This window comes from Mycolicibacterium sp. CBM1 (genome assembly GCF_054073305.1).
In genome coordinates, this window is record NZ_JBSXPP010000006.1 from 207,527 (window position 1) to 220,246 (window position 12,720).

The window sequence follows — 12,720 nt, forward strand, 5'->3', positions numbered from 1 at the left end:
GCTTCTCTACGCCCCATGTCGAAGCTCAGCGCTTCTCTACGCCCCATGTCGAAGCTCAGCGCTTCTCTACGCCCCATGTCGAAGCTCAGCGCTTCTCTACGCCCCATGTCGAAGCTCAGCGCTTCTCCTTGATCTTGGCCTTCTTGCCCCGCAGCTCGCGCAGGTAGTAAAGCTTCGCGCGGCGGACGTCACCACGGGTGAGGACCTCGATGTGGTCGATGTTCGGCGAATGCACCGGGAAGGTGCGCTCGACACCGACGCCGTAGCTCTCCTTGCGGACCGTGAAGGTCTCCCGGATGCCACCGCCGGAGCGGCGCAGCACGACACCCTTGAAGACCTGGACGCGCTGCTTGTTGCCCTCGATGACCTTCACGTGGACATTGACGGTGTCCCCGGGGCTGAAGGTCGGAATGTCGTCGCGCAGCGACGCCTGGTCGACGAAATCCAGCGTGTTCATCGGTGACACTTCCTTGCGGTTCGCGGCGCAGCCGACCACCTGCGTAACTACGCTGGCGGCCGCCGGGCCGATGGATTCGGGCACGTGGTTGTAGGTCGCAGCAGGCGGACAAGGGGTCCGGCCCGCGCGAGCAACTGCTCAATTGTGCCAGATGGGTCGCGAGCCGTGAAATCGCGCGATCCGTCGACAGCACCGCGATGTGTCGGCGAGCTGAAAGCGCGGTATACAACCAGTACCATTAGCCTGGTTATCGACCGGGCGGCAGCGTGGCAGCCCACCGCATTTCATACACCACACTTTCGAGGAGACGGCGATGCGACGGCATCTATCGATGCTGGTCACGGTATCGGCCGCGGTGGTGATCGGTGTTCTGGTAGCGGCGTCCTCGGCTCAGGTCAGCACAGCCCCCGCCGATGCGCGCCCGATGACGTTGCTGGCTGTCGATCCCAGCGCCGTCGCGCAGGCGCCCGCACTGGGCCCGCTGGCCGACGCTCCGCCGGACCCCACTGTGGGCCTGGACGTCCGCGCCAGGCAGGCTGCCGCCGATGCCCAGAACCGCGGCGCCGACATCAGCTTCACCATCCTCGATCGCACCACCGGCCAGACGCTGAGCGGCGGTGACAACAGCCCGTTCCCCATTGCGTCGGTGAGCAAGCTCTTCATCGCCGACGACCTCTTGCTGCAGGTGGCCAAGGGGCAACGGCAGCTCACGCCCGCCGAACGGCAGTCGTTCGACGTGATGCTGCGCTCCTCCGACGACAGCGCCGCCGAGGTGTTCTGGAGCGAGAGCGGCGGCAGCGCGGTCATCGGTCGCGTGACCGCTCGCTATGGCCTGAGCTCGACCAGCGCGCCCTACGACGGGCACTGGTGGAACACCATGAGCACCACCGGTGATCTGGTGCGCTACTACGACATGCTGCTTGACGGCGACGGCGGGCTGCCCGCCGACCAGGCGGCAGTCATCTTGTCCGACTTGGCTGCATCGACACCCAACGGCCTCGACGGCTACCCCCAGCGATTCGGGATCCCCGACGGCCTCTACGCCGAACCCGTTGCGGTCAAGCAGGGGTGGATGTGCTGCTGGAACGGCGGCAACTGGTTACACATGACCACCGGAGTGGTCGGACCCGACCGCCGGTTCGTGATCGCGATGGCCTCGCTGCAGCCCGTCGACGACGCCACCGCACGCAACACGATGACGCAGGCCATCAAGACGATGTTCCCCGGCGGCCGGATCTAGCCGCTCCGCGTCAGCGCGGCGGCCGGCCCGGTCGTTGGATCACCGGCGGGCGAAGTGGCCGGGTCGGTTGGTTGGCGAGCTCGACGGTGGGCAACCCACTGCGCAGTCTCATGGTGGCCGCCGGATCGGCCGCTGGACGTCGAGGACCCACCGCCAGCGGCCGGGTGGCCGTCTGATCGGTTCCGTCGTCTTGTTCCAAGACGCTGCGGGCGACCCGTTCCAGTACACCCTGCACCTGCATGCGGTCGGGACGTCCGTCGAACGCCGGAGACCGGGTCAGGGTGTCGGCAATCCAGCTCGCGATCAGATTGCGGGCATGGTTGACTTCCGCGGCGCCGGCCGCGGTCAGAGCGAAGTGGTCCCCGGTGCGCGAGGCGAACCCGTTCGCAACGAGCCGATCGAAGGTCGGTTCGAGGATCTCCGCGGGCACCCGATGGTGTGCGGCGATGGCAGCCAGGTCCGCGGCACCGGCGACCTGCGCGTGACGGTAGATCTGCAACAGCGCCCACATCCTCGGAGCGTCCAGACGGGTGGCGCCGGAGCGGACCACCGCCTGCAAATGCGCGCCCCGGGTCTCTCGCAGCAGTCGGCTGACGGCGACCTCGAGAACTTTTTCGGCCGGTTCCGTCGTGGGCATGCCGAAGCCCTCGCCCAGATCGGTGCTGCCCGTGGCGGCGGCGTCGCGCAGCGGAACCTGTTTGAGGAACAGCGCGAGCACGAAGCCGACCACCGCCACCGGCGCGGCGAACAGGAACACCTTGCTCAACGAGTCGGCGTAGGCGGCGATGATCGGCACCGCCACGTCATGCGGAAGACGGTGCAACGCCTGTGGCGACTGGGCCGCCGCGGCTGGCGTACCGCTGGCGGCCAGCGCCGCAGGCAACCGGTCGGCCAAGAAGTTGCTGAACAGCGAGCCGAAGATCGCAGCCCCGAAGGAACTCCCGATGGTGCGGAAGAAGGTGACGCCCGAGGTAGCCACACCCAGATCCGTGAAGTCCACGGTGTTCTGCACAGTCAGGACGAGCACCTGCATGCTCAGCCCGATGCCGGCCCCCAGTATCAACAGATACAGCGACTGCAGGACCGTCGACGTGTCGGCGTCCATCCGGGACAGCAGGACGAAACCGAGCGCCATGACCGCTGTACCGACGACCGGGAAGATCTTGTATCGGCCGGTGCGCCCGACGATCACACCGCTAGTCAGCGAGGTGGTGAGCAGGCCGAGCACCATCGGCAGCGTGTGCAGGCCCGACACCGTCGCCGACACCCCGTCGACGAACTGCATATAGGTCGGTAGGAACGTCAGTGCGCCCAGCATCGCAAACCCGACGACGAACGACAGCGCGCAGCACACCGCGAACACCGGGTCGGCGAAGAGCCGCATCGGCAGGATGGGCTCGGCGGCGCGCAGTTCGACCACGACGAACGCCACGATCGCGGCCACCGATCCGACGAACAGCCCGACAATCGTCACCGATCCCCAGGGGTAGGTCGTGCCGCCCCAACTGGTGGCCAGTGTCAGGCCCGCGGCACCCAGGCCCACCAGCACGATGCCCGGGTAGTCGATGGCCGGCCGGGCGGTGCGCCCGAGCGCTGGGATCGCAGAAGCCGCAACGGCCAGCACCACGACGGCGACCGGCACGTTGACCCAGAACGCCCAGCGCCAGCCGAGATGGTCGGTGAACAGCCCGCCGAGCAGCGGACCCACGACGGTCGTGACACCGAACACCGCACCGAGGGCACCCTGGTAGCGGCCCCGCTCGCGCAACGGGATGACCTCACCGATGACGGCCACGGCGGTGACCGTGATCGCCCCGCCGCCGATGCCCTGCAGGGCACGCGAGGCGACCAGCATGCTCATCGATTCGGCGAGCCCGCACAGGACAGACCCGGCGAGGAAGAACAGCACCGCGGCCTGGAACACCGTCTTGCGCCCGAAGGTGTCGCCAAGCTTGCCGACCACCGCGGTCACGATCGTCGACGCCAGCAGATAACTGGTCACCACCCAGGACTGGTGGCCCGCGCCGCCGAGATCGGCGACGACGGTGGGCAGCGCGGTGGCCACGATGGTCTGATCCAGCGCGGCCAGCAGCATGCCCAGCACGACAGCCAGGAAGACCATGTTGCGCCGGCGGCCCGTCACCTGCGCAGCCGCCGGCTCGGGCGGAGCGCCGGTTGATGGACGAGTCACGCCATCCTTCATACCCTGCGGCAGTGCTCGATAACCCGGCCTGCCGCGGACACGCCGGACCTCACCGTTCCAGCAGGTCCGGGCGGCGGTCTCGGGTTCGCTGCAGCGACTGCTCGTGGCGCCACGCCGCGACCTTGCCGTGGTCACCGGAGAGCAGCACGTCGGGCACCGGCAGGTCGCGCCACGTCGGCGGACGGGTATAGCTCGGCCCCTCGAGCAGACCGTCCTTCTCCGGTGAATGCGAATCATCTTGGTGCGAGCGCGGATTGCCCAGTACGCCTGCTAGCAGCCGGACCACCGCCTCGACCATCACCAGAGCCGCCGCCTCACCACCGGCCAGCACGTAGTCACCGATCGACACTTCTTCGACACGCATCCGTCGCCGCGCGTCTTCGGCCACCCGCTGGTCGATGCCTTCGTAACGGCCGCAGGCGAAAACCAGGTGCCGCTCCCCCGTCCAGGCTTGGGCGTCCTTCTGGGTGAACAGTCGGCCTGCCGGTGTCGGGATCACCAAAAGAGTTTCCGCGGTGCAGATCTCGTCGAGCGCCTCACCCCACACCGGCGCCTTCATCACCATGCCGGGACCGCCGCCGTAGGGTGCGTCGTCGACGGAGTGATGCACGTCATGGGTCCAGCGGCGCAGATCGTGCACGTCGAAGTCAAGAATGCCCGACTCGATGGCCTTGCCCGGCAAGGATTGTCGCAGTGGTGCGAGATAGTCGGGAAAGATCGAGATGACGTCAATATGCACGGCCGCGCGTCCTATTCCAAGCCGTCCAGATCCAAAAGCCCGGCGGGGGGATCGATTTCGACGATTCCGTCGGCTATGGACACCGACGTCACGATCGCACTGACGAAGGGCACCAGCAATTCGGCGTCATCGCCGGTGCGAACCGACAGCAGTTCACCTCCGGCCGTGTGCAACACCTCGATGACCGAGCCCACCTCGGCGCCGTCGACGGTGCGCACCGCCAACCCCTCGAGCTGATGGTCGTAGAACTCGTCGGGATCCTCGATCGGCGGCAGTTTGGCGGAGTCGACCACAAACAGGTTGCCGCGCAGCGCGTCGGCCGCATTGCGATCCGAGACGCCGTCCAGCCGGACCAGCAGCCGCGCACCGTGCGGGCGCGACGACTCCACGACGACCTCACGGCCGCCGCCTGCGCGGGAAGGCCTGAGCCACAGACGATTACCCGGAGCGAACCGATCGTCGGGGTCGTCGGTACGAACGTCGACCACCAGTTCGCCGGTAATCCCGTGCGCCTTGGCGACCCGCCCGACGACGAGTTCCATATCGCTCCCCGAGTTGCTTCGCTGCTACCCGCAGGACTACTGGTCGGTGTCCACCACGTCGACGCGGATACCGCGGCCACCGATACCGGCGACCAGGGTGCGCAGGGCTGTGGCGGTACGACCGCCACGGCCGATCACCTTGCCGAGGTCTTCGGGGTGGACATGCACCTCGACCGTGCGCCCGCGCCGGCTGGTGACCATGTCGACTCGGACATCGTCGGGGTTGTCGACGATCCCGCGGACCAGGTGCTCCACCGCGTCGACGACGACCGAGCTCATTCGGCGGCGACCTCAGCGGCCTCGGTGGTCTCGGCGGCCGGCGCGGCCTCAGCGGACTCGGCGGCCGGCTCGGCCTTCTTGGCCGGGGCCTTCTTCTTCTTGGGCGAAGTGGCGTCACCGGCGGGGGCACCGTCGGCCTCGGCCAGCGCGGCGTTGAACAGGTCGAGCTTGCTGGGCTTGGGCTCCTTGACCTTCAGCGTGCCCTCGGCACCGGGCAGGCCCTTGAACTTCTGCCAATCACCGGTGATCTTCAGCAGGTTGAGAACCGGCTCGGTGGGCTGGGCGCCGACCGACAGCCAGTACTGCGCGCGCTCGGAGTCGATCTCGATCAGGCTCGGCTCTTCCTTGGGGTGGTAGCGGCCGATGACCTCGATGGAGCGACCGTCGCGGCGGGTGCGCGAGTCGGCGACGGCGATGCGGTACTGGGGGTTGCGGATCTTGCCAAGCCGGGTGAGCTTGATCTTGACAGCCATGAATGAACTCCTGTGGGTGTCACGCTGCAATTCAGCGATACGGCGGGAGTGCCGGATCCGGTTTTGCCTCGCGTGTGTGACCGCGGTGCGGCGCATCCGTTCCCGGAAGCCGCACGCGGACAGCGGCCCATTCTGCCAGATCGCGCTGATCAGGTGTTAATCGCTCAGAAGACCTTCTGGATGCACTTGGTTTCCACGCGCCGCGTCATCCGCCAGCCTTCTGGCGTGCGGATGAACTCGTCGTCGTACCACAGTCCACAGAACATCACCTGGCCGTTGTCCCCCAGGGACATCGGGTTGAACAGGATGGCCCGCGACGTGGCGGAGTCCCCGTTCAACCGGATGTCGATGTTGCCGAGCATGTGGAAGTAGGCCGGGAAGTTGGGCAGCACGTCGGCCAGCCATGCCTTGACGTCGGGATAGCTGCCCGCGATCCCGCCGAGCTCGGTGTAGTCGATGTGCGCATCAGGGGTGAAGACCAGATCGAGGTCGTCGAATCGGCGACTGTCGATCGCGGTGGAGTAGTCCACCAACAGCTGCTGGATCTCCATCCGGTCGGAGATTTCTTCAAGGCTGAGCATCTCGTGATTCAACACCGGACCGCCAGCACCGGGGCGAGGAAGTCCACACCAGCGAGACGCACTCGACTAAGGTAAGCCTAACCAAGTTATGAGGAGCGTAGACGTGGTTGCGGACGGCCCGACCTTTTCCCTGATCATCGGCTACGGCAGCGACATGGGCACCGCCGAGTACATCGCCATGCAGCTCGCCGACGCCGCCAAGGCGCGCGGCATCGACGTCACCGAGACCGAACTCAACGACATCCGCCTCGACGAACTCGTCGCGACGACGCACTTCGTCGTGGTGACCTCCACCTTCGGCGAGGGTGAGGTGCCCGACAACGGCACCGTCTTCTTCGAAGAGCTCAGCGCCTGCACCGAGGACCTCGCACACCTGCGCTACGCGGTGCTGGCCCTGGGCGACAGCTCCTACGAACTGTTCTGCAACGCCGGCCGGCTTATCGACATCCGCCTGGCCGAACTGGGCGGACGGCCACTGGCCGGGCGCGTCGAATTGGACTGCTACCGCGAAGGCGACGCCCGGGGCTGGCTGGCCGAGATCGTCGAGCTGCTCGAGGATGCCCACACCGCCACATCGCAACCCGCTGCTGCCCCGGCGCCGATCCCCTCGGCCGCAGCGCGGCGCCCAGCGGCAACCCCGTGGCCGGAATCGCACCCCTACCGGGCCACTGCCGTGGTCAATCGCCGGCTGACGGCACCGGAGTCGGACAAAGAGGTCCGCCACATCGAACTGGATCTGGCCGACTCCGGTATCGCCTATCAGGCCGGAGATTCGGTGGCCGTGCACCCCGACAACTCCCTGGAGCTGGTCGAGGCGGTCCTGACGGCGCTGGGAGTCGACGACACCTACGTCACCACCGGATCCCCACTCCCGCTGGGGGAACTGCTCACCCGTCACCTGGAACTCCGGACCCCGTCGCGAGCGTTGCAGTCGCTGATCGCCACCCGCACACGCGATGCCGAGGCCGCCGCCGCGCTTGGTTCCGGTGACGCGTCCTGGTTGTATGGGCGCGATGTCGTCGACCTTCTCGAACTGGCCGACCTGGACGTCAGCGAGGTCCTGGAAACGTTGCGGCCCTTACAGTTTCGCGACTATTCGATTGCGTCCAGCCCACTGGCCCATCCTGGCCGGCTGCACCTGACGGTCGCCACCGTGCGCTATACATCCGGCGGACGCCACCGGGGTGGGGTCGCGTCGACCTTCCTGGCCGATCGCGGGCAGACGGTGCCGATCCATCTGCGGCCCAACCACAACTTCCGGCTACCCGACCCGGACGTGCCCATCATCATGGTCGGCCCGGGAACCGGCATCGCGCCCTTTCGGGCGTTCCTGCACGAGCGCCAGGCCACCGGCGCGCGGGGCAGGGCTTGGCTGTTTTTCGGCGACCGTCGGCGCGCCACCGACTTCCTCTACGGCGACGAGCTGACGGCATTCCGGGATTCCGGTGTCCTGACCCGCCTGGACCTGGCATTCTCCCGCGAAGCGGGCGCGCCGACGTGCTACGTCCAGCACCGGATGGCCGAGAACGCCGCGCAGATTTTCGGCTGGCTGAGCGACGGAGCGCACTTCTATGTGTGCGGGGACGCCGAGAAGATGGCCAAGGACGTCGACCTGGCACTGCACCGGATTGTCGCGTCCGAGGGCGGCATGGACGAGGCGGCCGCGCACTCCTATGTCAACGAGCTCATCAAAGCCCACCGCTACGTGCGCGACGTCTACTGACCCTGGGCGTCACCCAGCGGCTCGGGTTAGGCTCGTGGCCCATGCGCAGACTTCTCGCGGGCATCACCACGGCGTTGAGCCTGCTGATCTCGTCGACCGGAATTGCCAACGCGGACATCGCTGATCAACCGCCGGGGTCGGTGCCGGTGCCGGACGGCCCCGCGCCGGCCTGGATCATCGCCGACATGGACACCGGTCAGGTGCTCGCCGGTCGTGACATGTATGCCGCCCATCCCCCGGCCAGCACGATCAAGACATTGCTGGCGTTGACCGCGCTGGACGAACTGCCCGACCTCAACGCCACCGTCGTCGCCGACAACGCCGACACCCTGGTGGAGTGCAACTGCGCCGGCATCAAGCCGGGCCACACCTACACCGCCCGTCAACTGCTCGACGCGGTCCTGCTGGTGTCGGGCAACGACGCCGCGAACACCCTGGCCGACATGCTCGGCGGCTCCGACGCCGCGGTGGCGAAGATGAATGCCAAGGCAGCCGCCGTCGGGGCGAGCAACACCCACGCCACCACTCCCTCCGGGCTAGACGGCCCGGGCGGTCCGGGATGGACCACCCCGCACGACCTGGCGGCCATCTTCCGGGCGGCGATGGCCAACCCGGTGTTCGCCGAGATCACCGCACAGCCGGTGGCGATGTTCCCCACCGACGCCGGCGACAAGCCGCTGGTCAACCAGGACGAGCTGCTGGTGCGCTATCCCGGGGCGATCGGCGGCAAGACCGGCTTCACCGACGCCGCACGCAAGACCTTCGTCGGCGCCGCCGACCGGGACGGCCGCCGGCTGGTCATCGCGATGATGTACGGCCTGATCCACGAGGGCGGCCCGACCTACTGGGACCAGGCCGCCGCACTCCTGGACTGGGGATTCGCCCAGAACCGCTCGGACAGCGTCGCCGCGCTCTAGCTGCGCCGCGATTTCGCAATGCATTCGAGACCGCCGCGCGTCGTCATCGAGGTGATCGCTGGTTAGCCTCGGCAGTCATGCCGGCCCGCCCGTTGGTCGCGGTGCTCAGCATCGCCATATCGCTGTTGCTGGCGTCGCCCGTTGCGGCCCAACCGGGCGCCGAGCTGGCCGGCGCGGCCGTCACACCACCCGACGGACCGGCGCCCGCGTGGCTCGTCGCCGATCTGGACAGCGGCCGCATCCTGGGCAGCCGCGACCCGTACGGCGCCCACGCCCCGGCCAGCACCATCAAGCCACTGCTGGCGATGGTCGTCATGGATCAGGTCAACCCGGCAGCCGCGATGCGTGCCACGGCAGCGAACACCGACGTCGAATGCACCTGCGTCGGTCTGGTTCCCGGAGCGGTCTACACCGCGCGCCAACTACTCGACGCGCTGCTGATGGTGTCGGGCAATGACGCCGCCAACGCCCTGGCCGACATGGTCGGCGGCTATCGGGTTGCGGTCCAGAAAATGAACCTCAAGGCCTACCAACTCGGCGCCCGCAGCACACGGGCCGGCTCGCCCTCGGGATTGGACGGGCCGGGCTGGGAGTCGGTCACCACGCCCCACGACCTCGCCGTGATTTACCGAGCCGCGCTGAATTACCCGCTGTTCGGCCAGATCATCCACCAGAGCACCGCGGCGTTCCCGGACGGCAGGGGTGGGGTCAAACAGATCGCCAGCCATGACCACCTGCTGCCGAACTATCCCGGGTTCATCGGCGGCAAGACGGGTTACACCAGCCTGGCCAAGGAGACCTACGTCGCGATGGCACAGCAAGGTGGCCGGCGGCTGATCGCGGTACTGATGTATGGCAGCGACGAGTTGTGGGATCAGGGCCGCGCTCTGCTCGACTGGGGCTTCCGGGTCAACTAGAAGACACGGCCGCGCAGGATCACCCGGTCCGGATTGGCCAGGACGTGCGCTCCGTCGCGCGGATCCTGCTGGAAACACAGCAGATCCGCGGGGGCGCCCTCGTCGAGCGCCGGCTTGCCCAGCCAGCGGCGCGCATCCCAGCACGCCGCACCCAACGCCTCGGTCGGGCTCATCCCGATGCCCCTGAGCGCGGCGACCTCATCGGCGACGCGGCCGTGCTCGATGTTGCTGCCCGCGTCGGTGCCGGCGTAGATCGGCACGCCGGCCTCTCGGGCCGCGGCGATCCGCTGCGGGCAGCGAGCGTAGAGCTCCCGCATGTGGCTGGCATAGGTCGGAAATTTGGTTGCGGCATCGGCGAATCCGGGGAAGTTCTCGATATTGATCAAGGTCGGCACCAGCACGGTGCCGTGCTCGACCATCAACCCGACGGTGTCGTCGGTCAGGCCGGTGCCGTGCTCGATGCAGTCGATGCCGGCCGTGATCAGACCCGGCAAGGCGTCCTCGCCGAAGACATGGGCGGTGACGCGCACCCCTTCGTCATGCACCGCGGCGATCGCCGCGCGCAGGACGTCGTCGCTCCACAGCGGCGCCAGGTCACCCACCGACCGGTCGATCCAGTCGCCGACGAGTTTCACCCAGCCGTCACCGCGGCGGGCCTGCGCCACCAGCGCCTCGGGCAGCTGCCATTCGTCCTCGAGTTCGATGGCATGACCCCGCCCGTAGCGCTTGGGACGGGCCAGGTGCTTGCCGGCCCGGATGATGCTGGGCAGGTCGTGGTGGTCGTCGAGGCTTCGGGTGTCGGTCGGAGAACCGCAGTCGCGCAACAACAGTGCGCCGGCGTCGCGCTCGGCCTCGGCCTGGGCGATCGCCTCGTCGAGCGGCATCTCGCCGTGCTCACCGAGTCCGACGTGGCAGTGGGCGTCGACCAGGCCGGGAATGATCCAACCGCCGTCCCACAGGGTCTCGGCGCCGGCGACCGGGTCGCGGTGCAGGACGCCGTCGGCGATCCACCACTGGACGGGCTCACCGTCGGGCAAGCCGCGCCCCCGGACGTGAATGGCGCTGGTCGGGCGCACTACTTCTGGCCGGGGAACTTCAGCTTCGACAGGTCGAAGTCGGCCAGGCCGGGCGGCAGCTCGTTGAGCCCCTCCGGCATCTTCGACAGGTCGGGGAAGCCACCGGGCAGCCCGCCGGCAAGCAACGGATTGCGGGCCTTCGGCGGAGTCGGCCCGCGGCCCCCCTTCTTGCCCTTTTTGCCCTTGGCGTTCTTCTTCGCCGAGCGACGCCCGAACGGCATGCCCATGGCACCGGCCATCTGCGACATCATCTTGCGGGCCTCGAAGAACCGGTCGACGAGCTGGTTGACCTCGGAGACTGTCACACCCGAACCGTTGGCGATGCGCAGCCGCCGCGAGGCGTTGATGATCTTCGGGTCGGCTCGTTCCTGCGGGGTCATGCCGCGGATGATCGCCTGCAGCCGGTCGAGCTGTTTGTCGTCGACGGTGGCCAGGGCGTCCTTCATCTGGCCGGCACCGGGCAGCATGCCCAGCAGGTTGCCGATCGGCCCCATCTTGCGGATCATCAGCATCTGCTCGAGGAAGTCCTCCAGCGTCAGCTCGCCGGACCCGATCTTGGCGGCAGCATCCTCGGCCTTCTGCTGATCGAAGACCTGCTCGGCCTGCTCGATGAGGGACAGCACGTCGCCCATGCCCAGGATGCGGCTGGCCATCCGGTCGGGGTGGAAGACGTCGAAGTCCTCGAGCTTTTCCCCCGTCGAGGCGAACAGGATCGGCACGCCGGTGACCTCGCGCACCGACAGCGCCGCACCACCACGGGCGTCGCCGTCGAGCTTGGTCAGCACCACGCCGGTGAAACCGACGCCGGTCCCGAAAGCTTCGGCGGTCGCCACGGCGTCCTGGCCGATCATCGCGTCCAGGACGAACAGCGTCTCGTCGGGGTGGACGGCGTCGCGGATGGCGGCGGCCTGGGCCATCAACTCTTCGTCGATGCCGAGGCGGCCCGCGGTGTCGACGATGACGACGTCGAAGTGTTTTGCCTGCGCTTCGGCCAGGCCGGCGGCGGCCACGGCGACCGGGTCTCCCGGCGGCGAGTCGTGCGAACCCTCAGCGGTGCCCGGGTGCGGCGCGAATACGTTGACCCCGGCCCGTTCGCCGACGATCTTGAGCTGGCTGACCGCACCGGGACGCTGCAGGTCGCAGGCCACCAGCAGCGGGGTGTGACCCTGCCCCTTGAGCCATTTGGCGAGCTTGCCGGCCAGGGTGGTCTTACCCGCGCCCTGCAGGCCGGCCAGCATGATGACCGTCGGCGGGTTCTTGGCGAACGCCAGCTGGCGGGTCTGGCCGCCGAGGATGCCGATGAGCTCCTCGTTGACGATCTTGACGACCTGCTGGGCCGGGTTCAGGGCCGCGGAGACCTCGGCGCCCTTGGCGCGCTCCTTGATGCGGTTGACGAACTCGCGGACCACCGGCAGCGACACGTCGGCTTCGAGCAGCGCCAGACGGATCTCGCGGGTGGTGGCATCGATGTCGGCGTCGGTCAGCCGGCCCTTGCCACGCAGGCCAGCGAGCGCACCGGTCAACCGGTCGGACAGGGATTCGAACACGAGGTAAGCCTAGCGGGGCGACGGCG

13 protein-coding genes are annotated in these 12,720 nt (G+C 68.1%); 4 read left to right on the plus strand and 9 right to left on the minus strand.

The window, feature by feature from the left end:
• Nucleotides 1-115: 115 nt before the first annotated feature.
• Nucleotides 116-457 (minus strand): 50S ribosomal protein L19, encoded by a 342-nt coding sequence (gene rplS, locus ACXDF8_RS10865; protein WP_457223374.1) that lies wholly within the window; start codon nt 455-457, stop codon nt 116-118.
• A gap of 313 nt (nt 458-770) precedes the next feature.
• On the opposite strand from rplS, the gene ACXDF8_RS10870 reads away from it, so the two are divergent.
• Nucleotides 771-1,697 (plus strand): serine hydrolase, encoded by a 927-nt coding sequence (locus ACXDF8_RS10870; protein WP_457223248.1) that lies wholly within the window; start codon nt 771-773, stop codon nt 1,695-1,697.
• Nucleotides 1,698-1,707: 10 nt separating this feature from the next.
• Here the strand turns inward: ACXDF8_RS10870 and ACXDF8_RS10875 are convergent, their stop codons facing one another.
• The 6 genes from ACXDF8_RS10875 to ACXDF8_RS10900 form a co-directional block, all read right to left on the minus strand.
• Nucleotides 1,708-3,888, minus strand: coding sequence for an MDR family MFS transporter (locus tag ACXDF8_RS10875; RefSeq protein ID WP_457223249.1), 2,181 nt, complete (start codon nt 3,886-3,888; stop codon nt 1,708-1,710).
• 61 nt (nt 3,889-3,949) lie between these two features.
• Nucleotides 3,950-4,639, minus strand: coding sequence for a tRNA (guanosine(37)-N1)-methyltransferase TrmD (trmD, locus tag ACXDF8_RS10880; RefSeq protein ID WP_457223250.1), 690 nt, complete (start codon nt 4,637-4,639; stop codon nt 3,950-3,952).
• An 11-nt stretch (nt 4,640-4,650) separates the two neighbouring features.
• The gene (rimM, locus tag ACXDF8_RS10885; RefSeq protein WP_457223251.1) at nt 4,651-5,181 is read right to left on the minus strand and encodes a ribosome maturation factor RimM; all 531 of its coding nucleotides are present in this window, start codon (nt 5,179-5,181) and stop codon (nt 4,651-4,653) included.
• A 36-nt stretch (nt 5,182-5,217) separates the two neighbouring features.
• The gene (locus ACXDF8_RS10890; protein ID WP_099040063.1) at nt 5,218-5,460 is read right to left on the minus strand and encodes an RNA-binding protein; all 243 of its coding nucleotides are present in this window, start codon (nt 5,458-5,460) and stop codon (nt 5,218-5,220) included.
• On the minus strand, nt 5,457-5,933 hold the full coding sequence (gene rpsP / locus ACXDF8_RS10895) for a 30S ribosomal protein S16 (RefSeq protein ID WP_457223252.1): 477 nt from the start codon (nt 5,931-5,933) through the stop codon (nt 5,457-5,459). The genes ACXDF8_RS10890 and rpsP overlap by 4 nt, the downstream gene beginning before the upstream one ends.
• A gap of 164 nt (nt 5,934-6,097) precedes the next feature.
• Nucleotides 6,098-6,514 carry a nuclear transport factor 2 family protein gene (locus ACXDF8_RS10900; RefSeq protein WP_457223253.1) on the minus strand — a complete coding sequence of 139 codons (417 nt, stop codon included), beginning with the start codon at nt 6,512-6,514 and terminating at the stop codon, nt 6,098-6,100.
• A gap of 154 nt (nt 6,515-6,668) precedes the next feature.
• Here ACXDF8_RS10900 and ACXDF8_RS10905 point away from each other — a divergent pair, with 154 nt between their 5' ends.
• The 3 genes from ACXDF8_RS10905 to ACXDF8_RS10915 all read left to right on the plus strand — a co-directional run bounded on the left by ACXDF8_RS10905 (nt 6,669) and on the right by ACXDF8_RS10915 (nt 10,071).
• Nucleotides 6,669-8,237 carry a diflavin oxidoreductase gene (locus ACXDF8_RS10905; RefSeq protein ID WP_457223375.1) on the plus strand — a complete coding sequence of 523 codons (1,569 nt, stop codon included), beginning with the start codon at nt 6,669-6,671 and terminating at the stop codon, nt 8,235-8,237.
• A gap of 41 nt (nt 8,238-8,278) precedes the next feature.
• On the plus strand, nt 8,279-9,154 hold the full coding sequence (locus ACXDF8_RS10910; RefSeq protein ID WP_457223254.1) for a D-alanyl-D-alanine carboxypeptidase family protein: 876 nt from the start codon (nt 8,279-8,281) through the stop codon (nt 9,152-9,154).
• Nucleotides 9,155-9,231: 77 nt separating this feature from the next.
• Nucleotides 9,232-10,071: a D-alanyl-D-alanine carboxypeptidase family protein gene (locus ACXDF8_RS10915; protein ID WP_457223255.1), complete on the plus strand. Its 840-nt coding sequence runs from the start codon at nt 9,232-9,234 to the stop codon at nt 10,069-10,071.
• On the opposite strand, the gene ACXDF8_RS10920 is transcribed toward ACXDF8_RS10915, so the two are convergent.
• Both ACXDF8_RS10920 and ffh read right to left on the minus strand, forming a co-directional pair.
• Entirely contained in the window at nt 10,068-11,147 is a 1,080-nt protein-coding gene (locus ACXDF8_RS10920) for a metal-dependent hydrolase family protein (RefSeq protein ID WP_457223256.1), read from the minus strand. The two genes, ACXDF8_RS10915 and ACXDF8_RS10920, sit on opposite strands and share 4 nt — an antisense overlap.
• Complete coding sequence (gene ffh, locus ACXDF8_RS10925) at nt 11,147-12,694, minus strand: signal recognition particle protein (protein ID WP_457223257.1); 1,548 nt, start codon at nt 12,692-12,694, stop codon at nt 11,147-11,149. The genes ACXDF8_RS10920 and ffh overlap by 1 nt, the downstream gene beginning before the upstream one ends.
• Nucleotides 12,695-12,720: the final 26 nt, after the last annotated feature.

Coding starts and splice junctions, on each gene's coding strand:
- rplS (WP_457223374.1), bottom strand. CDS start 457: ATGAACACGCTGGATTTCGTCGACCAGGCGTCGCTGCGCGACGACATT.
- ACXDF8_RS10870 (WP_457223248.1), top strand. CDS start 771: ATGCGACGGCATCTATCGATGCTGGTCACGGTATCGGCCGCGGTGGTG.
- rimM (WP_457223251.1), bottom strand. CDS start 5,181: ATGGAACTCGTCGTCGGGCGGGTCGCCAAGGCGCACGGGATTACCGGC.
- ACXDF8_RS10890 (WP_099040063.1), bottom strand. CDS start 5,460: ATGAGCTCGGTCGTCGTCGACGCGGTGGAGCACCTGGTCCGCGGGATC.
- rpsP (WP_457223252.1), bottom strand. CDS start 5,933: ATGGCTGTCAAGATCAAGCTCACCCGGCTTGGCAAGATCCGCAACCCC.
- ACXDF8_RS10900 (WP_457223253.1), bottom strand. CDS start 6,514: ATGCTCAGCCTTGAAGAAATCTCCGACCGGATGGAGATCCAGCAGCTG.
- ACXDF8_RS10905 (WP_457223375.1), top strand. CDS start 6,669: ATGGGCACCGCCGAGTACATCGCCATGCAGCTCGCCGACGCCGCCAAG.
- ACXDF8_RS10910 (WP_457223254.1), top strand. CDS start 8,279: ATGCGCAGACTTCTCGCGGGCATCACCACGGCGTTGAGCCTGCTGATC.
- ACXDF8_RS10915 (WP_457223255.1), top strand. CDS start 9,232: ATGCCGGCCCGCCCGTTGGTCGCGGTGCTCAGCATCGCCATATCGCTG.